Source organism: Maribacter aquimaris (assembly GCF_014596745.1).
In the GTDB taxonomy this organism is placed as follows: domain Bacteria; phylum Bacteroidota; class Bacteroidia; order Flavobacteriales; family Flavobacteriaceae; genus Maribacter_A; species Maribacter_A aquimaris.
Genome location: NZ_JABTCF010000005.1, coordinates 84679 through 110854, shown reverse-complemented (window position 1 = coordinate 110854; position 26176 = coordinate 84679). Strand labels below are relative to the sequence as shown.

Sequence of the window (26176 nt, the reverse complement as noted above, 5' to 3'; positions counted from 1 at the left end):
AACCCAACTAAGGTAATTTACCTCACTGGGGAATTAGAAAGGAAAGGAATGTGATATATCATATCCGTTAAAACGGAAGTGGCCGGCATCCTGTTTTCTTGAATAAAACCGGACGACAGTGAAGTGCGAATCGAACTACCTAAAGACAGGTGTGGCCCAATGGTTTTCATACTGTGACGAAAGCAAAATTAGTATTGCTTTTGTACCACAAATGAAATACAATTTTTTGAATAATCGCTTTTTTTTATCTTTTTTTTCAATCATTTCAATAGGGTTGTAATTAACTTGTTTACAAAGTGTTATGCTTTTAAGGTTGCCAATTTTATCGCATATGTCTGTTGGGGGTCGGGAAAGCCATATTTTAAAGGGATTTCATTGAAACAAGAAAAAATAAAAGTCAAAATGTATGTTGAATACGTATAAATATAGCTATGTTAAATTTTATCCGGATGTCGTAAAATTAACTACCTATGTACCCTAATTTGGTCTTATATTTTTGATTTAAATATACGAGGCCCCGTTTGAAAATTTTACATACCTTAAAGAGGTAAACCAATAATGCCAAATGAATCTTAAAGACGGAGTGAAAACCTCGGAAAATAATGTGTCCGAGGAAGCAAAAGAGTTAAGTGCTTTTGTCAAGGATAAGAGCAAATCGATGGTCGATCGCCTAGAGTCGTTCGAAGACATCATCAATTTGGAAGTCGGTGACACGGGCCTGAACCGTGCCAAGACCATGGAGCGTGAATTCGGTATTCGGCAATTGTACATTAAGTATGAAGGGGATAACCCTACAGGTACCCAAAAAGACCGTATTGCCTTTGCCCAGATTTATGATGCCTTGCGAAGGGATTATGGGGTTGTTTCTTTGGCAACCTGTGGCAATTATGGGGTGGCAGTGGCCTTGGCGGCCAAATTAGCGGGAATAAGATGTAAGATTTATATACCGGAAAGTTATCATACGGATCGTATAGCTGAAATGGAGGCCCTTGGTTCCGAGATTATAAGGCTTCCGGGCAATTATGAGGACGTAGTTATGAAGAGTAGCGAATTAGCGCTTGAAAATGATTGGTATGATGCCAACCCCGGAGGGTCCAATACCCCCCTACAGATTTCAGCCTATTCGCAAATTGCAAATGAAATCTATGAGGATTTGGGTGATGCCCCCAATTATTGTGCGGTTCCGGTTTCAAACGGAACGTTGTTCGCTGGAATCTACAGGGGGTTTGTTAGTCTTTATAAGCGGGGTAAAACCTCAAGGATTCCCAAAATGATAGCAGCTTCCTCGAGTCGCAAGAATCCGATCGTACAGTCCTTTATTCTTGGACTTGATTACTGTAGGGATTTAAAACCGGATGCCATTAAAGAGACCAAATACAACGAACCATTGATCAACTGGCATAGTTTTGATGGGGAAGAGGCTTTGTATGCCTTGAAAGAATCACAAGGGGAAGCATTTAACATCAGTGATAGAAAAATGAGGGAAATGACTTCCTTGTTGGCGAAAAAAGAAGGATTTACAATTCTACCGGCAGCGACAGCCGGACTTATTGCCCTTTTGGAAATGGACGAAAAATTGAATTTTGAACCTGGTAGGTTTGTGGCGGTATTGACCGCAAAAAAATAAACGGATATGAAAAAAACAATAGACGGTAAGGCATTGGTATACTGCGAAGGGGCATTCAATACCCCAAATGGGAAGACAGCCCATGGATTGGTGCGTTTTACCGAACGTTATGAGGTCGTGGGCGTGTTGGATACAAAATATGCAGGGAAAGATGCCGGTCTTGTATTGGATGGAAAAGCGAACGGTATTCCCATTTTCGGGAATATGGAAGAGGCTGTTGCAGGACTTCCCAAGGCGAATATTCCGAAAACCCTGGTCATCGGTTTGGCCCCTGATGGGGGACGTTTGCCTTTTGAGGCAAAGGGCACCATTAAAAAGGCACTGCAAATGGGGTGGAACATAGATAGCGGATTGCACGACTTTTTGACCAATGACCCCGAAATGGTAGCATTGGCCAAGAAAAAAAACTGTAGGATCCGTGATGTACGTAAGACCCCGGATAGGGATAAGCTTCATTTTTTTACTGGGGATATTGAAAAGGTCGATTGCCTAAAACTGGCCATTTTGGGTACCGATTCCGCATTGGGCAAGCGTACCACGGCATGGATCATTGTCCATGCTTTCCGCAATGCAGGCCTCAAGGCAGAAATGGTAGGTACGGGCCAAACGGCATGGATGCAAGGTGCCAAGTACAGTATGGTGATGGACAGCTGTATCAACGATTTTGTCTCTGGTGAGATAGAACACGCGGTCGTTAGTGCCTATGAAAATGAAAACCCGGATGTGATCGTCATTGAAGGGCAGGGGAGTCTTATGAATCCCGCATACCCTGGCGGATTCGAGATATTGGCTGCCGGGCGTCCCGACTTTGTAATCATGCAACACGCCCCCAAAAGAGTGGAGTATGATGGTTTTCCGGGCTACAAATTGCATTCCCTTAAAGAACAGATCAATGCCGTGGAGGTAATCTCTGGTAAAAAAGTAATTGCTGTAACGGTGAACCACGAGTTGATGGAAAGTGATGAAGAAATTTTGGAAGCCTGCAAGAACATTACCTTGGAGACCAAATTACCTGCCTTTGACGTCTTACGATTCAGTGCAGATCCACTAATTGCTATCTTAAAGGAACAATTGAAATGACATCCATACGGTCACTTGTGGTTTTTACGAAACTCTCGGTTCACAATGTCACTGTGGAACCCAAAAGGGTGAAAGCGGCCTATACCATTCATAAACTGGATGGGTCCAGTGTCTCAAATGAGTTGATCTATTCCTATGACAAGGTGTATTTTGACAGGAAGAATGGCGAGGATGTTAACTTGGCCTCCATGATGTTGGCACAGGTTGCCTTGAATTATGGACTCTTTTTTGAAACCATCCAATTTGATGGTTTGTTCGACGAGACCGATAAAAGCTTCCTGAGGGATATGATGGAGAATACCTCTAGGGAAATAGTGGTCAATAAATTCTTTCATAAAAATGAATTTTTAAAACCGCCCTTTGATAGTTTGAAGGTCGAGAAATTAAAGCAGTATACCGCTGCAAAAATTGAATTTATAAATACCGAATATGCCCATTTGAAGGTTGAAGGGAGAATCAATGAAACGGATAAAAATAAATATGCGATTCTAAGTAGTGGGGGCAAGGACAGCCTTTTGACCTATGGAATCATAAAGGAAATTGGTGAGGCCCATCCCGTCTTTATCAACGAATCCGGTAGGCATTGGTTTACCGCGGTCAATTCGCATAAATACTATAAGGAAATCGAACCCAATACGGCGAAGCCTTGGTGCAATAGTGACCGTATTTTTAATTGGATGGTGAAACAGATGCCCTTTATCAAAGAGAACTTTCAGAACATCAGGGCCGATATCTATCCCATTCGTTTATGGACTGTGGCGGTTTTTCTTTTTGGAACACTCCCGATCGTACGTAAACGCAATATAGGGAACGTTCTCATCGGTAACGAATATGATACTACGGTAAAGGGGAACCATGAGGGAATATCACACTATAATTCCTTGTACGATCAGAGTAAGTATTTTGACAACGCACTTACTAGGTATTATAAAAAGAAGGGTTGGGACCTGTATCAATACTCCATCTTAAGAAGTACTTCTGAACTGTTGATCTTGAAAGTGTTGGTAAAACGTTATCCCGAATTGCAGACCCATCAAGTGTCTTGCCATGCTGCCCATGAGGAAAATGGTAGAATGTTGCCCTGTGGCAATTGTGAAAAGTGTAGACGTATCGTGGGTATGTTGAAAGCATTGGATGAAGACCCCAAACGATGTGGGTACACCGAGGAGCAGATTGAAAAAGGGTTGAAGGCATTGTCGGCCCGTAGTATAAAACAAATCGGTAGCGATGCATCGCACTTGTACTATCTATTGATGGAAAAAGGGTTGGTCGATAAAACCGAACATACCCTGAAATTGGCCAAGGAACATCCAGAGATCGTAAAGTTACGCTTTGATAATGAGCGAAGTATGATGAGTGATCTACCTGTACATGTTCGAAAACCGCTTTTTGAAATTTTAGCAAAATATTCCGATGGGTCAGTAAAGTTACGTGACCGAAAATGGCATACCTTCACCTTGCAAAATGAGGATTACGAAACCCCTTATTTTCTAATAAAATAACAATGAACACAAATAATAAAAAGGCCGGTTTTCTATGGGAAGAATTTACCTGGCCAGAAATTGAGGCTTATTTAAAAACCGTCGATACGGTGATTTTACCCTGTGGGGCCATAGAACAACATGGACCACATTTACCATTGGATGTTGATTTTTATGATGCCAAGTACATGGCCTACAAAGTAGCCGAAGCTTGTGAGGATCCAAAACCCCTGGTTTTACCAACAATACCCTTTGGAGTATCCTACCATCATGATGGTTTTAAAGGGACATTGAGTGTGACCAATGATGCCTTGTCCAAATTTGTTTATGATTTGGGAATGAGCTTGGCAAAGAACGGCGTAAAGAAGATAATTATTCTAAACGGCCATGGGGATAATGCCCCAACATTGAGTTATGCGGCCCAAATGATCAACCGCGATGCAAAGATCTTTGTGGGAGTGGATACCGGTGAGACCAGCGATGTGGATTTGGCGGGTATGGTCGAGACCCCTAACGATGCCCATGCAGGTGAAATTGAGACGAGTACCACCTTGGCGATTCGCCCGGAAATGGTACAAATGGATAAAGCCCAGGAATCGACCCTTAAGTTCGGTAGCAAATACCTCGATTTTGACAATGACCGTAGTATCAGTTGGTATGTTCGTACCGATAAGATCTCGGAAAGTGGAATCATGGGGGATGCCACAAAAGCGACTAAGGAAAAAGGAGAGAAAATGTGGGAGGTCATGATCAAGAATATGGTGCGTTTTGTTGAATCGATCAAGAATACACCTTTGGACGAACTTTATCAAAAAAGATATTGATGAGAATCACGGCAGTTACCTACGAACGTTTGGATATTGATCTTTCCGTTCCCTACACCATCGCTTACGAGACCATTAGCAAGACGACCAATTTTATTCTTAAATTGGAGACCGATGGCCAATGGCTGGGCTATGGTTGTGCCGCTCCCGATAAGGTGGTGACAGGTGAAAACCCTAAGGATGTTGAGCATGCTATTACCACCATAATAGCTCCGTATTTAGTTGGTAAGGATCCTTTTTCCTACGCCTTTGTGTTGATGGAGTTGAAGCAACTACTGGGCAAGCGATCCTCGGCCTTGGCCATGGTCGATATGGCGTTGTACGATTTGATTTCCAAAAAGGCCGAAGTGCCTTTGTATAAATTTTTGGGAGGATATCGAAAGTGTATTGCCACCAGTATTACCATTGGTATTTTGCCTGTGGAAGAAACCTTAAGGCATACACAGGAATATGTGCAGCAAGGTTTTTCCATCTTAAAGATTAAAGGTGGCGATAACCTTCAGGATGATATTGAAAAAATGACCAAAATCCATGAAAAATTTCCACAGATTACCCTGCGTTTTGATGGGAATCAGGGGTATTCGGTCAAGGATTCGGTTGCTTTTGTAAAGGCTACAAAGGATATAGGGATAGAGATATTCGAGCAACCTACAAAGCAGGAAGTGGAAGAGCGTTTGGGCGAAGTCACCGATCAGGTACATATTCCTGTGATGGCTGACGAAAGCTTAAAGACATTGACCGACGCTTTTCGATTGGCACAGAATGAGCGGGTGGATATGGTGAATATCAAGCTTCAGAAAGTAGGGGGTATTATGGTCGGAACCCATATTGATTCCGTTGCCAAGGCGGCACGGTTGGAGGCCATGGTCGGGTGTATTGACGAATGTGGTCTGGGAATAGCGGCAGGATTGCATTTTGCTTTGTCGAGACAAAATGTGAAGTATGCAGATCTTGACGGACATTTAGAGTTGGTTTCAGACCCTTATAAGGATATATTTCGCCTTGAGAAAGGGGTATTGTACCCATCTGAGCGGCCAGGTTTAGGTGTGCCGGATTATTAATGTTCCGGTTCAACATAATAATCGATGGAATTCAAGGAATGATTGGGGTCAAGGGTATCCAGGATTTTATCGATGGCCTTTCCAAAACCGGTCAATGTAGCATTCTGTTTGTTCTTGCCGAGCACACTGGAAATGGTTTCATCCCGATTGCCAAATCGATATCCTTCCTTTTTAATCCAAAGTTGGTTCAGTAAATGCTGCATCATTACATTGCCCAATTGATCGATGGATATGGCGATTTTCAATAAAAACTCCCCAATACCGGAAAACCCCTTGGTGAATAAAGAATGGAGAATACCATAGATAAAGCCCAATGGACCTGTAATCACTAGTAGTAGGATTGATATACAGAATAGTAATAGTCCAATAAACGGACTGGTTTTTTGATCGGGTCGGTTGTCTTTTTCTTTTTTTATCATACTATTTAGGGAACGTATTTGAAGCGTCCATTATTGTTTTTTTCCAATTTGTAAATATCCCAAACCTTACTGCCGCCTCCTTTTTCCAGTTTCTGGGCAATAATACATCGCTCCCCATCGGTTCGAAGATTTATGGATCCATAGACCGTGACATTGCGTTCTTTGAGTTTTTCGTTCTTTTCCTGTATTTGGTTGATTAGTTTCAGTCTGCGGGTATTGGTGGTGGCGGTTGCCAATTTTATTTCAAGTTCACTGATCTCTGCCAAAGTCTTTCGTTCATCCTCCCGGTGTGAGCGGGCCAATTCCGTACTGAAGATCAAAGGCCTATCCCCTCGGCCATTGACGCCTATGGCACCTAAAGTGTCTGGTCTGGGGTGGGAATGCTGTTCTTCGTCCCCACTGGATATGACCGTAGCCACCGAGTTTAGACACCTGAGGAACAAACTGGTGAAATCGGCACTTCCATGATGGCACGCTTTCGCGACGTCTGCCTCAAAAAACTGTCGGGCATTTTCAATAAACTCGTTTTCCTCGGTGGCAGAATTAAAATCCAATGAAATACCCGTGTGTTTTTCCATTAGGAATTCCTCTGCCTTGATGTTCAGGTCACCCCCAAGGAATATGTTGATGTCCTTATAGTTTAATTTAAAGACAATGGAATGCCCGTTTTTGGTTTTGCCCTTATTGCCTAAGGAACGCAACGCTTTTTTTCCATTGACCGTTTCGGTGACCGGTCCAAGGACTTGGATGTTCAGGGGTTTGTTTTGTTCAAAACCAGTGAGATATTTATCCGTTTCACTTAGCATTCTTATTTCTCCGTTTATTTTATTGTTGTCGAGCATACGTTTTAAAAGCTTGGCATAATTCTTATCCCATTGTTCGTTGCCGGAAGGATGCTTCCAATTGGGTTCATGAACCAGATAATCCATGATTTTTTGCTTGCTGTCGAATAGTTCGGTGTAGTAGGTGCGGTCAGTTTTTACGGTGTCCCCGAAATCGGATGGTTTTATGTTTTTCTGATACTCAAGCAACCCATTATGTAAGAATTCATTGAAAAACACATTGGGTTCCCCGGCCAGATAATGATAACCTCCGTAGTGGTCTTGGTCAGGGTGACTGGCAATGGCGTATTTGAACGTCCATTCGGTTTTGAATTCATTATAGCGCCATTTGAGAAAACGCCACATATTATCCCCTAATCCGGCATCGATTATGATATGCTCATCATCCGGGGTTACGACTAAAGCGCCATCGCCTTGGCCGACATCCAAGAAGACAACTTCAAGAACACGTTCCTCCCGAAGGGCATCTTTGTGCATCCATCCATTTTCACCACGGACCCGAACGAACAAATAGTCCCCATCGGTTTTTTTGGGTTTCAAAACCCCAACCCAATCCCCAAAGATGATTTGATGTATTTTTTTATCCCCTTTTTGACCGTTATCATCCTTGTATAAATATGCAAAGGGATATTCGGCATATTTGAAACCAATATATTCAAATTGTGGCATAATCAATTCTAGTTTACTAACAAGTTAGTATATGTTGAAAAGGATTTAGGCTCAAAATGTAGGAAGTTCCCTAAATCCTGTAAGCTTGGTTTGATTTGGCCTATCCCTGGTGTTTTTTGTTCGAAGTGGTATTGGGAAATAGAGTGCAATCGATATACACTCATGGATTTAGAGTGAAAGGTATTCCAATAGATGAATTGTTCTTGCTATAAACGGTTGTATTAATTGTAATTTTATAAGGGAAATATGGATGTTGTTGGCAGTCCATATCGTCTTGGATTACCTTGTAGGGCCAAAGTGGGTAAATCATATGGCATTAACCGAAATATAAGGCATAACGGGGATAAAGACTTTTTTAATTCGTGTAATTATGATGAAGATAGCTACTGGTTTGGATGTTTTGGTGAACGATCCGGACCTTCAAAAAGAATTCAAGGGAAATGTTGCCTTGCTCTGTAACAATGCTTCCATTGACCGGGAATTTGAACATGCCGCCTTAAGATTCAAATCCCTTTTTGGACCTAGGTTCGTCAAGCTTTTTGGCCCACAGCACGGATTCTCTACCGATGCCCAGGACAATATGATCGAAACGGAACACTTTGTGCATCCTTATTTTAATATGCCTGTTTACTCCCTTTATTCGGAGACTCGTGTCCCGTCCGATGAAATGCTCGAAGGAATAGACCATTTTTTTGTAGATCTTCAGGATGTGGGATGTCGTATGTACACCTACATCTATTCATTGACACTTTTATTGGAAAAGTGTATGGATAAGGATATTGAGGTGATTGTGCTGGATCGTCCTAATCCATTGAATGGAAATACGTTGGAAGGCAATGTTTTGGAACCTGGATTCGCTTCCTTCATCGGCCGCCACCCTATTCCCGTAAGGCATGGGATGACCATTGGGGAAGTGGGTCTGATGCACCAAAGGTATTGGGCTGATAAGCAAATACCATATAGGGTAATTAAAATGCGGAACTGGGAACGTAGTATGTATTTTGAAGAGACCGGTTTACCGTGGTTGTTGCCTTCACCTAATTTAGCGAGACAAGAAAGTGCTTTGACCTTTCCTAGTGTAGTTTTGTTTGAGGGAACCCAACTAAGCGAGGGTAGGGGAACCACCCAGCCCCTGGAAATTGTCGGGCACCCAAAAATTGAACCCTTTGGTTTATATGAAGGGCACTTGAAACAAGCGTTAAAAGAAACAAAATTAAAAGGAGTGGCCATTCGACCTATAACCTTCCTGCCAACATTTCAAAAACATGAGGGGTCCGTATGTGGCGGGTTTCAGATCCATGTGACCGATAAAACGGTTTTTCAACCCTGGCGTGTTGGGCAATGGTTACTGCGGGAGTTGTATCATTTGATGGGGGAGGATTTCCAATGGTTGGATCCCCCTTATGAATATGATTATACGAACGTACCTTTGGATATCATCAACGGGTCGGATAGGTTAAGGCATTGGGTAGCACAGCGGGAAAGCATGGAAATGCTTGCATCATTTGAAGACTATAAGGATTATAGCCCTAGGGTTGAATCTATTCAGGTCTATTAGGTATCGAGAACAGGATAAGGGGTGTTTATATCGTAGTCTGTTTAAACGGCATTTTGTACGACCTCAAACACCTTACTGCCATCACATTTCAGGGTTTTTGAAGGATATTTCAAAATCAGGGCGTAGTCATGGGTAGCCATAAGAATGGTTCTTCCCGATTTGTTGATATCCTGAAGTACTTTCATAACCTCTACACTGGTTTGGGGGTCGAGGTTCCCTGTGGGTTCATCGGCCAAAATGAGTTCCGGGTCGTTCAGAAGTGCCCGGGCAATGGCAATACGTTGCTGTTCCCCACCTGAAAGTTCGTGCGGAAACTTGAATCCCTTGGTTTTCATGCCTACCTTGTCCAGAACATCCTCGATTTGCCCATTCATCTTGGCTTGGTCTTTCCATCCGGTGGCCTTAAGGACAAATTGCAGGTTGTTGTTGATGTTGCGGTCGGGCAATAATTTGAAATCTTGGAACACAATGCCCAATTTTCGACGTAAATACGGAATATCATTCTCCTTTAGCGTCTTTAAGTCGAACCCTACGATGCTGCCTTCGCCTTGGCGTAAGGGCAAATCCCCATAAAGGGTTTTCATAAAGCTACTCTTGCCGCTTCCGGTCTTTCCGATCAGGTAAACGAATTCCCCTTTCTTAATGTCTAAACTTACTTCGTTCAACACCATATTCTCCTTTTGGAAAACACCGACATCCTTCAATGCTAAAATAGATTCTGACATATTTATATTGTTGATATAAAAGTAATAAGTTCTACATGAAATCAAAGGCCGCCCGGTTAAAAATATTTTACTTTGTTCTTGTTACAATTATGTTAAGGTTATACTTAGGTATTATATTTGCCGTTATTGTTTTAACCGCTAAGGTATCACTGAAAAGTTATTTCCGCCAAGGCGGAATTTTGTTTAAGGAGTTTTTAAATTCCACTACGGAATTTTTAAAATAGTTAGAACACTATGCTAAAAAGAATCACCGTTTTTATTCCCATTTTTATGGGGATGTTTTGTCTAGGCACTGCCCAGGAGACCAAAATCTACACCCACGAACAGAAGGATTACCAAGATGCACTGGCATTGTACAACAATGAACAATACCAGGCTGCACAGACGATTTTCGAGAAGGTAAGACTGTCGACCCAAGATTATGAGACCGAGGCAAATAGCGCCTATTATGCCGCCAATGCCGCCGTACGCTTAAATCAATTGGGGGCGGATCGCCTCATGGAGGATTTCGTGGAAAAATACCCGACTTCAACCAAACGGAACTCGGCGTATTCCGATGTGGCCGATTACTATTTTGAAACGGGGAAATATCCCTATGCCTTAAAATGGTACAATAAGGTAGATCAAAGTGCGATGTCCCGAAAAGAGATGGACAAGTTCAATTTCAATTACGGATACTCCTTGTTTTCCTCTGGTAAGGGCAAGCAGGCTGAAAGATATCTGAACAAGGTGGTCAGTTCACCGGTTTATGGTTCGCAGGCTAAATATTACCTTGGGTATATCTCTTATCAACAAGATGATTATGAGGCGGCCAATGAGCGTTTCGACCAAATCACGGACCCGGAATTGTTGGATGAAAAATTGTCATATTATCAGGCCGACATGAATTTTAAGTTGGGAAAATTCGAGGAGGCCATTGCCGTGGCCAAGAAACAATTGCCCAAATCGGACAGGAATGAGGTTTCCGAACTCAATAAAATCATCGGGGAGAGTTATTTCAACCTAGGACAATACGCAAATGCCATTCCATATTTAGAGGCCTATAAAGGAAAAAGGGGGAAATGGAACAATACCGATTATTACTTGTTGGGATATTGTTTTTATAAACAGGGCGATTTTGCGAATGCCATACAGCAATTCAATAAAATCATTGGGGGTACGAACAGTGTTTCCCAAAATGCCTATTACCATTTGGCGGAATGTTATTTGAAATTGGATAAAAAACAGGAAGCTTTGAATGCGTTCCGTAATGCATCCCAAATGGATTTCTCCCAAGAGATACAAAAAGATGCTTATTTGAACTATGCGCGATTGAGTTATGAAATCGGGAATGCCTATGAACCGGTACCCCAGGTTATATCAAGCTATTTGGAAAAATATCCCAATGATGCCCATGCCCAGGAAATGCAAGGGTTGTTGGTAGACTCCTATATAACCTCAAAGAATTTTGAGGGGGCCATGGAGCTACTCGAAAAAAACCGCGATTATGCGAGTAAGTCCACCTATCAAAAAGTGGCCTTTTACCGTGGGGTGGAATTGTTTATCGATGGGGATTATACAGGTGCCCACGAAAATTTCTCAAAATCCTTGTCAAGCGCCGAAGATGCGATTTTTAAGGCAAGGGCCAATTATTGGAATGCAGAGGCCCTGTATACCTTGAACCGTTTTGAGGAGGCATTGGCCAATTATATCGATTTTAAACAAAACCCAAGCGCCCGGCTTACAGAAGAGGCTAAGGAGGTGGATTATAATATGGGGTATACCTATTTTAAACTGAAGGATTATGGCAATGCCATCAGTTACTTTGATAGTTTTTCCAAATCAGGGGTTACCGATCAAACAAAATTGAATGATGCTTATCTGCGATTGGGCGATAGCTATTTTGTGACCAGTAAATATTGGCCAGCCATTGAAACGTATAACAAGTCCTTGGCGTTGACAGGACCCGAAAAGGATTACGCTGCCTTTCAAAAAGCATTGAGTTATGGTTTTGTGGGTAAAAGCGATTCAAAGATCGAGGAGTTGGACAAGTTTGTTTCCAGATATCCAAAATCGACCTTAAAGGATGATGCCCTTTTTGAATTGGGTAATTCATATATTTCCGCCGGCCAGGAGAATAAGGGACTGATTACCTACGACCGTCTAATTGAAGGGTACAAGGGTAGTTCATTGGTGCCCCAGGCCATTATGCGACAGGGGTTGGTTCATTATAATGCCAATCGAAATGAAAAAGCCTTGGAGGAATTCAAGCAGGTAGTTCGTGATTTCCCCAATACACAGGAAGCCATTCAAGCCGTTGCCACGGCCAAATTGGTATATGTGGATCTGGGCCGTGTAGATGAGTATGCGGCATGGGTACGCGATTTGGATTTCGTTGAGGTCACCGATACCGAATTGGATAATGCCAGTTTCGAATCCGCTGATAAACAACATATAGAGGGCAATACGAATGCCGCCATTAGGGGGTACGAGGGTTATCTGAAGCAATTCCCGAATGGGATGCACGCAGTTAGCGCGAATTTTAAATTGGCGCAATTGTATTTTGCAAAAGATCAAAAGGAAAAGGCTTTGCCCTACTTTAGGAAAGTAGCCGACTTGGGAGGAAGTGAGTATGCCGAACAGGCACTGACAAGGGTTTGCGAAATCTATCTTGGAAACAAAGATTATACTACGGCATTGCCCTACTTGGAACGTTTGGAGGATCAGGCCGATATTCAACAGAACAGGACCTTTGCCCAATCGAATTTAATGAAGGGGTATTACGAACAAGGAAATTACGGACAAACCTTGGCGTATGCCGAAAAGGTTTTGGCAACTAACAGTATTGACGACCGTATAAAAAGTGACGCCCACATCATGATTGCCCGATCGGCCATTCAGACCGACGATATGGGGCGGGCAGAGGCAGCGTATGCAGAAGTGTTGAAAATTGCCAGTGGGGAAACCGCAGCAGAGGCACTGTATTACGATGCGTATTTTAAAAACCAATCAGGGCAATTCGAGGCCTCAAATACTTCGGTACAAAAATTGGCCAAGGATTATTCGAGTTATAAGGAATGGGGAGGTAAGGGCTTGGTGCTTATGGCAAAGAACTTTTACGCCTTGGACGATGCCTATCAAGCCACATATATTTTGGAAAGTGTCAGTACCAATTTCAGTCAATATCCTGAGATTGTGGCTGAGGCGAAGGGTGAATTGGCCATCATCAAGTCCAAGGAGGCCCAGCGTAACTCATCGGTTGATCCCAACGGAAATTAATATCCCTATAAAGAACACATTATGTTGAAGCATTTATATCTTCTTATTGCAATTTTAGGAATTTCCCAACTGGTACAGGCCCAGGAAGAGGAAGATTCCATTGGTACGGAAACGGTAACGGTTACCAAGGCCTATTCGCCTACGATTTCCGATGCCTTCAAGCTTAAATCCATTCCCAATTTAAACGATTCGATTGTTTTGCAGAAAAAACAGATTGAATACAATATTTTTTCAGTCCCTGTGGCTTCCACCTTTACACCGGCTAAGGGCAAGGCTTCGGCAGTGAAGAAATTACCACCACCGGAGTTGTATAATTCCTATGCATCGGCCGGATTGGGAAACCCGGGTAATCTTATGGCGAAGTTTTATACCAGTAGGGCAATCAATAGGGATGAACGCTTGGATCTTGGTTTTGATCATTATTCATCATTGGCCGATATCGATGGCGTTGCCTTGGATAGCAAGTATGCCAATACCGAAATCGATGCATCTTACTCCAAAAGGGACCGCGATATAAACTGGGGTGCTGATGTTGGTTTACAACATCAATTGTACAATTGGTACGGACTGCCCGAGGAAACTTATGATGCGGAAACCATTAACGGTATCGATGCAAAACAAAATTACTTTATGGGTGAAGTGGGTGCCTATGTAAATGTTGAGGATGCTTATTTCAAGAATGCCAATATTCAATACCGACGATTTTGGGATGCTGTTGAGTCTGGGGAGAATAGGGTCGTATTGGGTGCCGGATTGGAACTGCCCGTTGGGGATGAGTCTTTAGGTGTCAATGTAAAGCTCGATTACGTCGGAGGTAGTTTTGCCAATGCCGATGTCAATAGTCCGACCAATGACCAAGGCATCGACTACAGTAATTTCCAGGTAGGGATAAACCCGACATTGCGCATATTGAGGGATGATCTTACCGTGGACTTGGGGATGAACCTGGTTTATGGTATGGATATGGAAGAAAGTGAAAGTAATTTCTATATTTATCCGGCTATTGCGGCCTCCTATCGTTTGTTGGACGAAAACGTCATTGCCTATGGTGGGGTAAAAGGGGAATTGAGACAGAATTCGTATTACGGTTTTGTAGAGGAAAACCCCTATGTGTCACCTACCTTGGCCATACAGCCAACAGATACACAATACGATGCGTATGTTGGTTTTAAAGGGCAGTTGTTGCCGAATTTAAGTTATAACGTTAAAGGATCGTATACGGCCGAGAATCGCAGGCCATTGTTCCATTTAAATCCACAGAACGGTTTTAGGGACGATGAAAAGGAGTATTATTATGGAAACTCTTTTCAGGTGTTCTATGATGATATAAAAACATTGGGATTGTTCGCGGAGTTGAATGTGGATGTAAATCGGAATTTTACATTGGGCGTCAATGCCGAAGTGTATGATTATGATACCGAAACCGATAACCCGGCTTGGAATCTACCCGATATTAAAGGGTCTTTGTTTATGGATTATCAGATTGATGAAAAATGGTATATGGGTGTTAATCTATTCTATGTGGGTGAACGTGATGATTTTTCGGCTACGGTCGTTGAAAATCCTACCCCAGGGATAGCCAATGCAACCCTTATAACGTTGGATGGCTATTTTGATGCCAATGCCCATGTGGGATATCGGTTAAACGATCAATTGTCGTTTTTTGTAAAGGGGGCGAATTTATCCAATAACGATTATCGGAAATGGGCGAACTTCCCGGTTCAGGGCTTTCAGATATTGGGAGGGGCCACTTATAAATTTGATTTTTAAGGATAAGGAAAACCATTTTGGGACTTGGCTTTCAAAGGTTCCTGTCGGATTCCAGGGTGGTGACACCTTTTTGGGTAAACCGTACCGTATAGCGGGTCGCTCGGTTTTAAACGGAAACACCTCATAAAGCCGTTGATCAAAAGGTGATAATAGGTAGAAATTGATTACTTTAGGGTAGTCGTAAGTAGCCTTGGATCTATTGAATTCCCTTCAAAAACATATCAGTTTGGTTGTGCTCATCCTTAGCATGGCCATAGGTGTGTCACAAAACCTCATTGTAAATCCTAGTTTCGAGATATACAATGCTTGTCCGAATACCTTGGGCAGTTTTAATGAGGATGTTGAAAGCTGGTCTACACCAACAATTGGTTCTACGGATTATTTCAATGGGTGTAGTACCGCCATGGGTACCCCGGAAAATTTCAATGGATCACAACCCGCGGATTTTGGCGTGGGGTATGCCGGATTATACCTTTACGCCCCAGGGGATTATCGGGAATATATTCAAGCTGAATTATTGGAACCCCTGAAGAAAGGTAAGAAGTATAAAATCTCATTTTATGTAAGCCTGGCTGAGCGATCGGATTTTGCCATTAAGGAATTTGGACTGCTGTTTTCAAAAAACAAATTGGACTTTTCCATCCGAAAGGAACTCTCCAAGATGCATCTGTACAAAGACACTGAAAATGAATACCACTATATGGAAATCGGGTATTCCAATTTTATTGATGACACCAAGGATTGGATTTTAGTGCATACACAATTCGAAGCCAAGGGTACGGAACGGTTTCTAACCTTCGGCAATTTCAAGAACAACAAACGAACCCGCCTGTTCAAAACCAAACGAAATGCGAAACAAGGGGCGTATTATTATTTGGATATGATGTTGTTGGAGTCGGCCGAACCCAATGATTTTGTGGAAGAACCCATGGTTGTTTCCAATGATTTGGCCGTTGGGGATATTGCATTGGATAAAAAACATATTTTTAAAAATGTGTTTTTTGATTTTGACCGATCCGAGGTGTTGCAGGAATCCCAGGAGGAAATACAAAGTATTTTTAAGGTGTTGAAAAAAGACACTGCCCTGAAAATCGAGATTCACGGCCATACCGATTCCATAGGGTCCGAGACCTATAATCGACTGTTGTCCGAATTGCGGGCAAGGGCGGTTGCGGAATATTTTATGGCTCTGGGTCTATCTAAGGAACGGATTTTTTGGCAAGGCCATGGGGGAGCCAAGCCTATTGTCAGTAATGCTTCCGAAGACGGTAGAAAACAGAATAGAAGGGTAGAGTTCATTATTGCCGAACGCAAGTGAAAAGGCAGTGTTTGGAAATCGGTTTTATTTATGTGAAATCGTTAAAGAAATCTTAAAGAAACAACGGTTAATTGATTAGCTTTGGTCATGCTTAAAATGTAGTTTCCCTTTGTTGTTGATTCGTTTTAAATATCTGTCTTCTTTTTTATTGTTCTTGGTTTTACTATTAGGTAAATCTTACGGCCAGGATACAAGAACCCCTGTTGCTGTTTCCAACGAATTCAGTGCCTTGAAAACACGGGTAAATGATACCTTAAAGGTTGAGAAACTCATCGATCTTTATAAAACTTCAATTCGCCAAGGGGCCATTCGAAAAGATATATTGGACGAGGCCCTGCTCATATCCGAATCCATATTTTATATCAATGGCATAGGGAAATGCTATAACAGAATGGGAATCACCGCACGGTATGATCATGATTATATTCAGTCTATTACCTATCACAAACGGGCATTGAATTATTTTGAGAAGAGTACGGATACCTTGTCAAAAATAAAATGTCTGAACAGTATAGGTGTTTCGTACCGAAAGTTGAATTTAGAGAGTGAGGCCTACAACAATTATCTACATGCTTTGCGACTTTCAGAAGCTACAAATGACAACAAGAGTATTGCTATTGCACTAAGTGGCATAGGTAATGTTTTTTTGGATACGGAAGAATATGGCCAAGCCCTTCCTATTTTTAAAAGGGCCCTGGAAATTGAAAGGAAAAACAACAATCTTAGGGGGCAAGAGTATGCATATGCCAATATTGGAGAGGTCTATCTTAATAATATAAAATTCGATTCAGCCAGGGCTTATTTTAATAGGGCCCTAAAACTTGCAGTTGATCATCCTAGGAAGGAAGGCGTTGCTTTAATTTATAATTTTTTAGGTCTTTTGTCCCAAAAGGAGGGAAATTTCAAAGAATCTACAGAAAATTACGAGAAGGCGATACCATTGTTGATGAAATTCAATAACAAGCGTTATTTAAGTAATACCCAGATTAGTATAGGTATAAATAAGACGTCTTCTAAGGAGTATCCCCAAGCATTGGAATCCATTCAGGTAGGGTTGCAAAATGCTTTAAAGGTACATTCGCGAGAGAATATAGAACTGGGGTATCATGCATTGTCGGAATATCATTCGAAAACAGATAACTACAGAGAAGCTTTACTGGCCTATAAAAATGCCACTACATATCATGACAGTATTGTGAATGTAGTATCAAAAAAGAGTATGATTGCGGCTCAGATAGAATATGAAAGCGCAAAGAAAGATGCTCAAATAAAAAAGTTGGCAGTAGAGAATGAATTGAGCCTTGAAAAGACAAGGAAAAGGTCACTTACATTATGGGTAGGGGCGATAGTAAGTGCTTTGATCATTGCCTTTCTATTGTTGTTGATCAATTTGTTACACAAAAACCGGGAACTGGTTTTAGACGGAAAAAATACGGAAATAAAGAAGTATGTTGAGCGTATAAGGGATTTACAGGCCCAGGTAAAAACCAAGAAAGATGAGGTTGAAAACGAATGGATTTCGAACATGGACCAATTCGATCTTTCCAAAAGGGAGATCGACGTACTTCAATTGATTTCCAAAGGCTATAACAATGATGAAATAGCTGAAAAATTATTTGTTTCTAAAAACACGATTAAAACCCATATTCAGCATATTTATACCAAGTTGGATGTGAAGAATAGAGTCCAAGCCATGAAAAAGGTGACTACCATATAACCTTTATTCATAAAATTGGCTATTTATCCCCAAGTATTTCCTTAAATCACCCGTTCGGGTGATATGAATCACACTTTTTGATGACGTCCAATAGCATAGGGTAAGGTAGTTTTGACCTTGAACAAATAGAAAACCTAAACTATGAAATTACTCTGGAGATTATCTGTCCTGTTGACCATTTTCTTGTTTGCACCGCAAGTTACCCATGGTCAATTTTTAAAAAAGCTAGCGAACAAGGCCAAGGCAAAAATAGAGCGTGAGGCTGACAACCGTTCAGAAAAGAGGGTCAATAAAAAAATCGATGAGGAATTCGATAAGGCCGAGGATGCCATCGATGGAAAAGAAGAAGAAAACACGACGGGGACTACTAAACAAAATGGGACGCAGTCAGGTTCCTCGGAAAATGATGCAGAAGATGTAGGGCTTCAAGAATCTAAAGGTCCTAACGTGGTATGGAGCAAGTTCGATTATGTACCAGGAGATACAGTACTTTTCGAAGATGGACCAAGTAACGACGAAGAAAATGGAGAGTTTCCAAGTCGGTGGGATTTATATAAAGGTAATGCTGAAATTGGGAATGTTGATGGCGAAAATGTGATTATGTTTCTTAGTCACCAATCTTACATTATACCCTACCTTAAAAATTCTAATGAAGATTATTTGCCCGATGTTTTTACTGTAGAATTAGATGTATGGTTTGCAAAAGGATACACAACATCAAACAGATTATGGATTTATTTATGTGACCAAAAAAACAATAGGCAAAATACAGAACGATTGGTTGTAATGCCTCATGCTTTATCGTTTATGGATTCAGATAAGTCTTATCCAGGAACTGAAAAGATAGGATGGGCAAATGAACTTGAAGGATCGTGGAAACACATTTCTATTGCTTATACCAAAGGGAAATTCAAAGCTTATTTTAATGATACACGTTTAATAAATGTTCCGCACTTAGAAATTAATCCTTCTGGAATTACTATTGAAGCAGGTAATGACAATATGTACATCAAAAACATCCGCATCGCTAAAGGTGGTGTAAAATATTATGACCGTGTACTTTCTGAAGGAAAAATTGTGGTAAACGGAATAAAATTCGACACCAACAAAGCAACCCTAAAAGCAGAAAGTATGGGACCAATCAATAAAATTTATCAGTTGATGCAAAAAAATCCCGAAATCAATTTTAGTGTAGAAGGTCATACAGATAGCGATGGTGGAGACGATACAAATATGACATTATCTAAAGCTAGAGGAAAAACCGTTATGGAAAAACTTATTACCATGGGAATTTCAGCAAACAGACTTAAATCTGACGGTTTTGGTGAGAGTAAGCCCATAGATAATAATAGTACCCCAGAAGGAAAAGCCAATAACAGACGTGTGGAATTCGTGAAATTCACTGGAAATTCAAACTCAAATAACACCAGTAACAGTAGCGATAATCCAACATTTGATCAGCTAGATAAAAAAACAATTGGAGCAAAGTTGGAATCACTACCAGATAGTTTCAATATTCCTATGTCAAATAATTCCGGAATTGTAAATGGACCTAGTACTGTTATCATTTATGCAACTACAGATGGCAATATGGGTAAAATGCAGATTTTGGATATTGATAAAAACGACAATAATAAGCTTACCATTAAATATGTTACCTACAACTACAATGGATCCGTTCATAGTCAATCCGATAATTTGGAAATCCGAGGAACTTTTACTTGTGATTTAGACACAGGAAATGAGGGTGTAGAACCCGACCAAGCGGATTTTAGAAATGGTGGCGAGATTCTTTACCCTTATGAAACCACAATTTTAAAAGTTTTAAAATAATAGCATTAAGAAATATGTAATAATTCTCTTGATGGTTTTTGTTACTGCGGCCTATTCGCAAAAAGAAAAAATTGTGGGGAGCTGGTTGGTGACCAAGGTTGAGGTTAACGGTGAAATTGAAAATCCCTATATGATGGCCGAAAATACTGAAGATGGAAAAATGGTTATGATGGGGATGGAGAGTCTAAACCAATAGACAATAACGGTTCAGCAGAAGGAAAAGCAAACAATAGAAGAGTCGAATTCGTGAAATTTTAAATAAACAATTGAATAACCTAATTATGAAGAAAACAAAATTATTTTTTACAACTGCAATGATTGCAATGCTTGCAATAACAACACAACAACTAGAAGCACAGGATTCTAAAATTTTAGCAGGAGGGGGTTTAGCCTATGCAACCGATATAAATTCAGCTGCCGTCTTTGCTAAAGGCGTTTATCTTATAAACGATGAATGGGAAGCTTCTCTAGGGATTAACTATTACTTCCCAAAAGGAGAAGGAGCGTATGAAATAAAATGGTTGGGATTTGATCTTGATGCACATTATGTGTTTTCAAAAACCGATAATCTAGATTTCTATGGTATTGCAGGCATAAATATTATGCGGGTCAGTATTCCAGGTTTTGATGGTTATTATGAAGATTATGATTTTCCTTATGACGAAGAACCTACTGCATCAACTGGTACGATAAGCAGTACAGATACGGGTATAAATGTAGGTGTAGGTGGGCGCTATAAACTATCTGATAATTTATTCGGTTTGGGAGAAGCTAAATACGCAATAAACAACGGAGGATACTTACAACTAAGCGCAGGTATGTTGTATCGTTTTTAAAATCCGTTTAAACCAAGGAATCAATCATATCATAAGTAAATCATGAAAAAATCTATTCTAATACTATCCGTTTTATTAAGCATATCCATTTTGGCATTTAGCTCATGCAACAGTGATAATGACTCTAATAATGACGACGATCAAGATTTCAAGGTAGGCGAGTACACACTAAAAATAGATGGTGTTACTGCAACCGAATTTATAGGTGAAATATCTGTTTGTCCGGATGGTTATTTCATAATTAATGGTACGGCCCCAGATGAGTCAAATTTAACAATACAATCATCTAAAATATTAGTAGGTGAAACCCGTAGTTTTTGTGACGTAAGGTATCTGGAAGAGGGTCCGTACAATACTTGTATGGAAAACGATGGGTTTTCAGTAGGAGGAGTGTTTATGGGAGAGGTTTATACTTCTGCTGCTGGTTCAGCAACAAGAACATCGACCAACGACATAATTATTAATTGTTCTGTTTGGTATATGAGTGACCCATTGGTAGACCACTCTTTTACGCTTGAGGCAACAGCCAATCTTGTTTCCCGTGTAAATTGTGAATAACGAGAAACATACCATGTAATAAAAGCAAATAGTATTTAATATATATAACTGAAGAGAATACATGGACCCTTGGTTATGCCTTTAAGTGTATTCTCTTCTAACTTTTTAAAAACATATAATTAAATCGAAACCATAAAAAGACAGCATAATCTATATAATTCTTGACAATGAAACAGATATATCTCATAGTAATAGTTATTACTTCCTGTGTTGGATTTTCTAACGCCCAAGAGGAACAGATTAATGGCCATTGGTTGGTGACGAAAATTACACAGGGAGATGAATCATACGAGCCATTTTTCATTCAAAATTTTAAAGAAAATGGAAAATTGGAAGTTATGGGGCAAGAGTTAGGGACCTGGGGTTACCATAAAAAAAGTAATGCCATTATTATGATGTCCGATTTTGATAAGGATTATAATGGGGAAGGAAAGATTTTAAAATTAACAGGTGCCGAGTTGGTTGTTCTAAAGGATGGGACAAAAATTAATTACGAAAAACTGGATAGGGCTGAAATCGCAGCAAGTAATAAAAAGTCCAATATCAATGGGATGTGGCAGTTTAAGAATCTGCCATCGGAATATATAAGTTCATATATAAGTTTTAGGGAACCTGATGAATTTACAATAATTCAGAAATCAGAAAATAGTGAAACAAAACTAAAAGGCACATGGATTTTTAACAAGAAGGACATGTCTCTGATCATGATTGGTTTACGTGGTGAAAATATGCCAATTGGTAAAAACAAAATAGTTAGGCTCACTGATGATATGCTTGAGTTGGAAAATGATGGCAAAATATTCATTGTGGAACGAAAAATATCTGGGAAAGAGCAGGAGTCATTGGTCATGGGTAAGTGGGTGCTCACTGAAATGCAAAAGGGGGAGGAAATAAAGGAAGTTGATTCGGGGGTGATTTTTGCTGAAAATGGGGTGCTTAAAATGGGTTTTTTTCATATGCAGGAGATATTGGAGGTAGGAACCTGGGCATACGATGAAAATCAAAATACGATTGTAATGACCAGTGCCGATGAAAAGGTCTTGAATGGTAATGCTGAAATATTGGAATTAAGCAGCGATACTCTGCAATATAGGAAGGAGGGCATAATCTATCGTTTTAAAAAGTATATCGAGACAATCGATTAGCATGAGGGAATCCAAGAAGAATCCAATGCAATACTTGATTTTTTAGAAGAAGATTTTTTTACTGAAGATGGTGATTGTAAATGCCAAGTATCCAATCAAAATTCATCAGATAATTGTAATCCTTTCAATCCACTTAGGTTATGTGAAACTTAAAAACTTTAAAAATGAAACTATTAAAATCAGTAATATGTATACTCTTATTTATTCTAAGTGCAAGTGTATTTGCGCAGGAGAATAAAACCTATACATCCATTGAAGAGGCATTAAGAACTCCTGATCAAGTTTTTAATTTAGAATTAAGTGGGCAGGAAATCACCAGTATATCCAGTTCAATTAGGAAACTCAAAAATCTAAAATACCTAACCATAGCCAATACACAAATCACAAATCTCCCTGAAGAAATCGGTAAACTGCAATATCTTTCAATTATTGAATTTAGAATGAACCAATTTACCCATCTGCCAGAATCTATTGGAAATCTTAAAAATTTAATACACCTAAATATCTCCATTAGTAAAATTACCGAATTACCGGAGTCTATAGGAGAGTTAACTAATTTAAAAAGCATTTCTGTTTCACAAAGTAACTTATCGAGCCTTCCAGAATCCATCGGTAAATTAGATAGTTTACAAACTATCAATATCTCTTCCAGTAAACTGACAAGTATTCCAGAATCTATTGGCAAGCTTACTAATTTGACTGAACTATCGTTAGGGGGAAACCAACTTAATGGGTTACCGGAATCTGTTGGGAACCTCACAAATCTAAAACTACTATTTCTGATAGATAATCAAATAAGTAAAATACCTAAATCGGTTGACAACTTAACTAATTTGACCAAAATCTCATTTAGTAATAATCAACTTATAGACTTACCGGAATCGCTTAATAAGTTAACGAATTTGGAAAGTTTTGATATAAGTGGTAATAAACTAAACAGTTTACCTGGGTTTATTACAAGCCTTATAACATTAAATGAACTTAATCTAAGTGCTAATCAATTAAAAACACTTCCAGAATCTTTTGGTGACCTCAACAATCTTTATATCCTTAATCTTTATGGAAATCAATTAGAATTACTTCCGGAATCTTTTGGGAATTTATCCAATCTTCAAGAATTATACCTTACCAATAACAAGCTTAAGAAGTTGCCTGAAACCTTTGGAAGCTTAATGAACTTGTCAATGCTTTATGCAGAAAACAACCAATTGTCCGGGCTTCCAGAATCAGTAGGGAAACTTAATAACTTATCGTTTTTGAATTTAAACAATAATTATTTTGTAAATCTTCCTGATTCAATCGAAAACCTCACAAATTTAAACAGTCTTTCATTGGAAGATAATCAATTGGTAAACCTACCTGATTCAATTGGTAACCTTACCGGTTTAAACAGCTTTTCTTTGGAAGGCAATCAATTAAGCGGCTTACCCCAATCAGTCAGTAAATTAACTAATATATACAACCTTAATATTTCTGAAAATCATTTAAATGAATTGGAAATAAAAAGGATAAGAGGCTTGCTACCAAATTGTGATATCTTTTTTTGAACAAAAAACCTATAAAAATAACCTTATGAAAAGAACTGTTAATGTTTTATCTGCATTACTTATTTGTTTCGCATGTACATCTTGTGATGAGGATCTCTTGGATGTGGATTTTGATACAACCGTAAAATCAACCATTGTTGCTCACGTTGACCAAGGTCAGGAAACCATTGACCAAAGTGTCGACTTAAGCATGGACAACAACGATACCCATGATTATTTAGACAAGATTAAGGATGTAAAAATCAAAAAATTCACGTACAAGATCATAAGTTTTTCTGGAAATACGGAAGCCTATGTTGATGTGGATCTTTATGCTAACACTATTATTTTAAAAACAGAAGGTTTTAATGTGAAATCAGCTTATGATGCAGCTACTGTTTTTGAAATTACGGATGTTAATAAACTAAATAGTATGGCCGATTTACTAAAAAACAACAAAAGTATAACTGTTGGTATTTCAGGACAAACTACTTCAAATGAAAGTGAGGTGAATTTTAATATTGAAGTCACAGCTGAATTGGAAGTTACGGCAAATCCTTTATAATCTCCAAATCCCAACAAATGAAAAAGTCAAGCCTATTGATTTTCTTGTAAGCTTCGTTGTTAGGGTGTAATACCAACGGTAAAAGGGCATTGAAATGATAACAAATAAAATGAGGTTTTGTAAAGATGAATTTACAAGTAATGATAAACTCTTAGGAAGCACCATGTCTGGAGATATGGCAGAAACTGTTTGTTATAAAGATTGGGTGATAAAATGGAGGACAAAGAATAACCTCACGTTATCAGTAAATTGGATAATGGCAAAGGGTTTACGGTAGATGTTGATAATCAGTAAAATATAGTTCAAAGATCATTGATGAAAATACCAACTAAGATTCCGGTTTTTGCCGCGTATTTGAATTAAAATAAATAAAGAATATGATAATTTAAAAATAGAAACAATGGGAAAATTAACAACACTTTTTTTGTTATGCTTGGTTACGATAAGCTGTAAAGGAAAGGATGAAGCTACTTTGGATAGTACATTGACCAATGGAATCCAGGATAAACAGTTAAAACGATACGAAATAGAGTCGGGTAGTATTCGTTATAAGTCGGTGCTTTCAGGGAATGTAATGGGAACAACGATTTCGGGAACAGGTACTGAAACCCTACTCTTTAAGGACTGGGGAGCTATGGAAATCAAGGAAGAAGCGACTGCCCAAACCACAACCACAACTATCTTTGGTAAAACAGCCAAGGAAGTTTCGGAGTCACACACGATGGTCAAATTGGATAATGGCAAAAGTTATTCGGTTGATTTTAAACGAAAGGAAATCCATCAAATGGACGATTTGGCCATGGGTATGACCAAAATGTTCCAAAAAGATGCAGATGCCGGTAAAGTGGGGAAGGAGCTTCTTGAAAGTATGGGAGGTAAACTGATTGGAACCGAAGTGGTTTTAGGCTATGAATGTGAAATCTGGGATCTAATGGGCATAAAACAATGGTTGTATAAAGGGGTGTTGTTGAAAACCGAAGGTACCTTAATGGGAATCACCACGATCAAAGAGGCTGTTAGCGCAAAGTTCAATCAAAGTCTTCCAAATTCCAGTTTTGAACTTCCTGACTTTCCTGTGATAACGGAAGAAAGTTTTATGGATGGCGAATCCTTTGATGTCGATATGGATGAAATGAAAGAGAATATGGAGTTTGTGAAAAATATGTCCTATGAAGATTGGAAAGAAATGGTAACTGCCGATGACCCTGAAATGCAGGCCATGAGCGAGGAAGAGTTAAGACTAACGTATGATATGATACAAAAGGCAATACGAATGGGACAATAGCTAGGGAAACCGATGTTAGGGGTTTAAGTGTGACAGGAAACCTGGCGATTTCGCCAGGTTTTTTATAGTGTTGAACTAG

21 protein-coding genes are annotated in these 26176 nt (G+C 39.8%); 18 read left to right on the top strand and 3 right to left on the bottom strand.

Annotated features, from left to right (window positions below; genetic code table 11):
- Positions 1-565: 565 nt before the first annotated feature.
- From HPE56_RS09715 to HPE56_RS09695, 5 genes are read left to right on the top strand one after another with little or no spacing between them, the layout of a single operon-like run.
- Positions 566-1627: a pyridoxal-phosphate dependent enzyme gene (locus HPE56_RS09715; protein WP_188243583.1), complete on the top strand. Its 1062-nt coding sequence runs from the start codon at positions 566-568 to the stop codon at positions 1625-1627.
- Positions 1628-1633: 6 nt separating this feature from the next.
- Entirely contained in the window at positions 1634-2707 is a 1074-nt protein-coding gene (locus HPE56_RS09710; RefSeq protein WP_188243582.1) for a DUF1611 domain-containing protein, read from the top strand.
- Positions 2704-4209: a hypothetical protein gene (locus HPE56_RS09705; RefSeq protein ID WP_188243581.1), complete on the top strand. Its 1506-nt coding sequence runs from the start codon at positions 2704-2706 to the stop codon at positions 4207-4209. Before HPE56_RS09710 ends, HPE56_RS09705 begins: the two co-directional genes overlap by 4 nt.
- Before the next feature lie 2 nt (positions 4210-4211).
- Positions 4212-5012 (top strand): creatininase family protein, encoded by an 801-nt coding sequence (locus tag HPE56_RS09700; RefSeq protein WP_188243580.1) that lies wholly within the window; start codon positions 4212-4214, stop codon positions 5010-5012.
- Positions 5012-6073 carry a mandelate racemase/muconate lactonizing enzyme family protein gene (locus HPE56_RS09695; protein WP_188243579.1) on the top strand — a complete coding sequence of 354 codons (1062 nt, stop codon included), beginning with the start codon at positions 5012-5014 and terminating at the stop codon, positions 6071-6073. Before HPE56_RS09700 ends, HPE56_RS09695 begins: the two co-directional genes overlap by 1 nt.
- On the opposite strand, the gene HPE56_RS09690 is transcribed toward HPE56_RS09695, so the two are convergent.
- A complete protein-coding gene (locus HPE56_RS09690) occupies positions 6070-6492 on the bottom strand; it encodes a hypothetical protein (RefSeq protein ID WP_223170261.1) in 423 nt (140 codons plus the stop codon). The two genes, HPE56_RS09695 and HPE56_RS09690, sit on opposite strands and share 4 nt — an antisense overlap.
- 5 nt (positions 6493-6497) lie before the next feature.
- A complete protein-coding gene (locus tag HPE56_RS09685; RefSeq protein ID WP_188243578.1) occupies positions 6498-8003 on the bottom strand; it encodes a ComEC/Rec2 family competence protein in 1506 nt (501 codons plus the stop codon).
- A gap of 370 nt (positions 8004-8373) precedes the next feature.
- Between HPE56_RS09685 and HPE56_RS09680 the strand changes: the two genes are divergently transcribed.
- Positions 8374-9561 (top strand): exo-beta-N-acetylmuramidase NamZ family protein, encoded by a 1188-nt coding sequence (locus HPE56_RS09680; RefSeq protein ID WP_188243577.1) that lies wholly within the window; start codon positions 8374-8376, stop codon positions 9559-9561.
- A gap of 41 nt (positions 9562-9602) precedes the next feature.
- Here HPE56_RS09680 and HPE56_RS09675 read toward each other — a convergent pair whose 3' ends face one another.
- Complete coding sequence (locus HPE56_RS09675) at positions 9603-10286, bottom strand: cell division ATP-binding protein FtsE (protein ID WP_188243576.1); 684 nt, start codon at positions 10284-10286, stop codon at positions 9603-9605.
- Positions 10287-10520: 234 nt separating this feature from the next.
- Here HPE56_RS09675 and HPE56_RS09670 point away from each other — a divergent pair, with 234 nt between their 5' ends.
- The 12 genes from HPE56_RS09670 to HPE56_RS09615 all read left to right on the top strand — a co-directional run bounded on the left by HPE56_RS09670 (position 10521) and on the right by HPE56_RS09615 (position 26097).
- On the top strand, positions 10521-13544 hold the full coding sequence (locus HPE56_RS09670; RefSeq protein ID WP_188243575.1) for a tetratricopeptide repeat protein: 3024 nt from the start codon (positions 10521-10523) through the stop codon (positions 13542-13544).
- Positions 13545-13565: 21 nt separating this feature from the next.
- Complete coding sequence (locus HPE56_RS09665; protein ID WP_188243574.1) at positions 13566-15314, top strand: porin family protein; 1749 nt, start codon at positions 13566-13568, stop codon at positions 15312-15314.
- A gap of 232 nt (positions 15315-15546) precedes the next feature.
- Positions 15547-16632 carry an OmpA family protein gene (locus HPE56_RS09660; RefSeq protein ID WP_317173196.1) on the top strand — a complete coding sequence of 362 codons (1086 nt, stop codon included), beginning with the start codon at positions 15547-15549 and terminating at the stop codon, positions 16630-16632.
- A gap of 109 nt (positions 16633-16741) precedes the next feature.
- The gene (locus HPE56_RS09655) at positions 16742-18349 is read left to right on the top strand and encodes a tetratricopeptide repeat protein (protein ID WP_223170260.1); all 1608 of its coding nucleotides are present in this window, start codon (positions 16742-16744) and stop codon (positions 18347-18349) included.
- A gap of 141 nt (positions 18350-18490) precedes the next feature.
- Complete coding sequence (locus HPE56_RS09650) at positions 18491-20182, top strand: OmpA family protein (protein ID WP_188243572.1); 1692 nt, start codon at positions 18491-18493, stop codon at positions 20180-20182.
- Between the two features lie 31 nt (positions 20183-20213).
- The gene (locus HPE56_RS09645) at positions 20214-20378 is read left to right on the top strand and encodes a hypothetical protein (RefSeq protein ID WP_188243571.1); all 165 of its coding nucleotides are present in this window, start codon (positions 20214-20216) and stop codon (positions 20376-20378) included.
- A gap of 85 nt (positions 20379-20463) precedes the next feature.
- Complete coding sequence (locus tag HPE56_RS09640) at positions 20464-21018, top strand: outer membrane beta-barrel protein (RefSeq protein WP_188243570.1); 555 nt, start codon at positions 20464-20466, stop codon at positions 21016-21018.
- Between the two features lie 90 nt (positions 21019-21108).
- Positions 21109-21576: a hypothetical protein gene (locus HPE56_RS09635; protein WP_188243569.1), complete on the top strand. Its 468-nt coding sequence runs from the start codon at positions 21109-21111 to the stop codon at positions 21574-21576.
- Between the two features lie 167 nt (positions 21577-21743).
- Positions 21744-22721, top strand: coding sequence for a hypothetical protein (locus HPE56_RS09630; protein WP_188243568.1), 978 nt, complete (start codon positions 21744-21746; stop codon positions 22719-22721).
- Positions 22722-22885: 164 nt separating this feature from the next.
- The gene (locus HPE56_RS09625; RefSeq protein WP_188243567.1) at positions 22886-24268 is read left to right on the top strand and encodes a leucine-rich repeat domain-containing protein; all 1383 of its coding nucleotides are present in this window, start codon (positions 22886-22888) and stop codon (positions 24266-24268) included.
- 25 nt (positions 24269-24293) lie between these two features.
- Positions 24294-24812, top strand: coding sequence for a hypothetical protein (locus tag HPE56_RS09620; RefSeq protein ID WP_188243566.1), 519 nt, complete (start codon positions 24294-24296; stop codon positions 24810-24812).
- 400 nt (positions 24813-25212) lie between these two features.
- Positions 25213-26097 (top strand): hypothetical protein, encoded by an 885-nt coding sequence (locus tag HPE56_RS09615; RefSeq protein ID WP_188243565.1) that lies wholly within the window; start codon positions 25213-25215, stop codon positions 26095-26097.
- The last annotated feature ends 79 nt before the right edge of the window (positions 26098-26176 follow it).

Excerpts from the sequence above, each read along its gene's own strand:
- HPE56_RS09715 (WP_188243583.1), top strand. The coding sequence starts at position 566 with ATGAATCTTAAAGACGGAGTGAAAACCTCGGAAAATAATGTGTCCGAG.
- HPE56_RS09710 (WP_188243582.1), top strand. The coding sequence starts at position 1,634 with ATGAAAAAAACAATAGACGGTAAGGCATTGGTATACTGCGAAGGGGCA.
- HPE56_RS09705 (WP_188243581.1), top strand. The coding sequence starts at position 2,704 with ATGACATCCATACGGTCACTTGTGGTTTTTACGAAACTCTCGGTTCAC.
- HPE56_RS09700 (WP_188243580.1), top strand. The coding sequence starts at position 4,212 with ATGAACACAAATAATAAAAAGGCCGGTTTTCTATGGGAAGAATTTACC.
- HPE56_RS09695 (WP_188243579.1), top strand. The coding sequence starts at position 5,012 with ATGAGAATCACGGCAGTTACCTACGAACGTTTGGATATTGATCTTTCC.
- HPE56_RS09690 (WP_223170261.1), bottom strand. The coding sequence starts at position 6,492 with ATGATAAAAAAAGAAAAAGACAACCGACCCGATCAAAAAACCAGTCCG.
- HPE56_RS09685 (WP_188243578.1), bottom strand. The coding sequence starts at position 8,003 with ATGCCACAATTTGAATATATTGGTTTCAAATATGCCGAATATCCCTTT.
- HPE56_RS09680 (WP_188243577.1), top strand. The coding sequence starts at position 8,374 with ATGATGAAGATAGCTACTGGTTTGGATGTTTTGGTGAACGATCCGGAC.
- HPE56_RS09675 (WP_188243576.1), bottom strand. The coding sequence starts at position 10,286 with ATGTCAGAATCTATTTTAGCATTGAAGGATGTCGGTGTTTTCCAAAAG.
- HPE56_RS09670 (WP_188243575.1), top strand. The coding sequence starts at position 10,521 with ATGCTAAAAAGAATCACCGTTTTTATTCCCATTTTTATGGGGATGTTT.
- HPE56_RS09665 (WP_188243574.1), top strand. The coding sequence starts at position 13,566 with ATGTTGAAGCATTTATATCTTCTTATTGCAATTTTAGGAATTTCCCAA.
- HPE56_RS09650 (WP_188243572.1), top strand. The coding sequence starts at position 18,491 with ATGAAATTACTCTGGAGATTATCTGTCCTGTTGACCATTTTCTTGTTT.
- HPE56_RS09645 (WP_188243571.1), top strand. The coding sequence starts at position 20,214 with ATGGTTTTTGTTACTGCGGCCTATTCGCAAAAAGAAAAAATTGTGGGG.
- HPE56_RS09640 (WP_188243570.1), top strand. The coding sequence starts at position 20,464 with ATGAAGAAAACAAAATTATTTTTTACAACTGCAATGATTGCAATGCTT.
- HPE56_RS09630 (WP_188243568.1), top strand. The coding sequence starts at position 21,744 with ATGAAACAGATATATCTCATAGTAATAGTTATTACTTCCTGTGTTGGA.
- HPE56_RS09625 (WP_188243567.1), top strand. The coding sequence starts at position 22,886 with ATGAAACTATTAAAATCAGTAATATGTATACTCTTATTTATTCTAAGT.
- HPE56_RS09620 (WP_188243566.1), top strand. The coding sequence starts at position 24,294 with ATGAAAAGAACTGTTAATGTTTTATCTGCATTACTTATTTGTTTCGCA.
- HPE56_RS09615 (WP_188243565.1), top strand. The coding sequence starts at position 25,213 with ATGGGAAAATTAACAACACTTTTTTTGTTATGCTTGGTTACGATAAGC.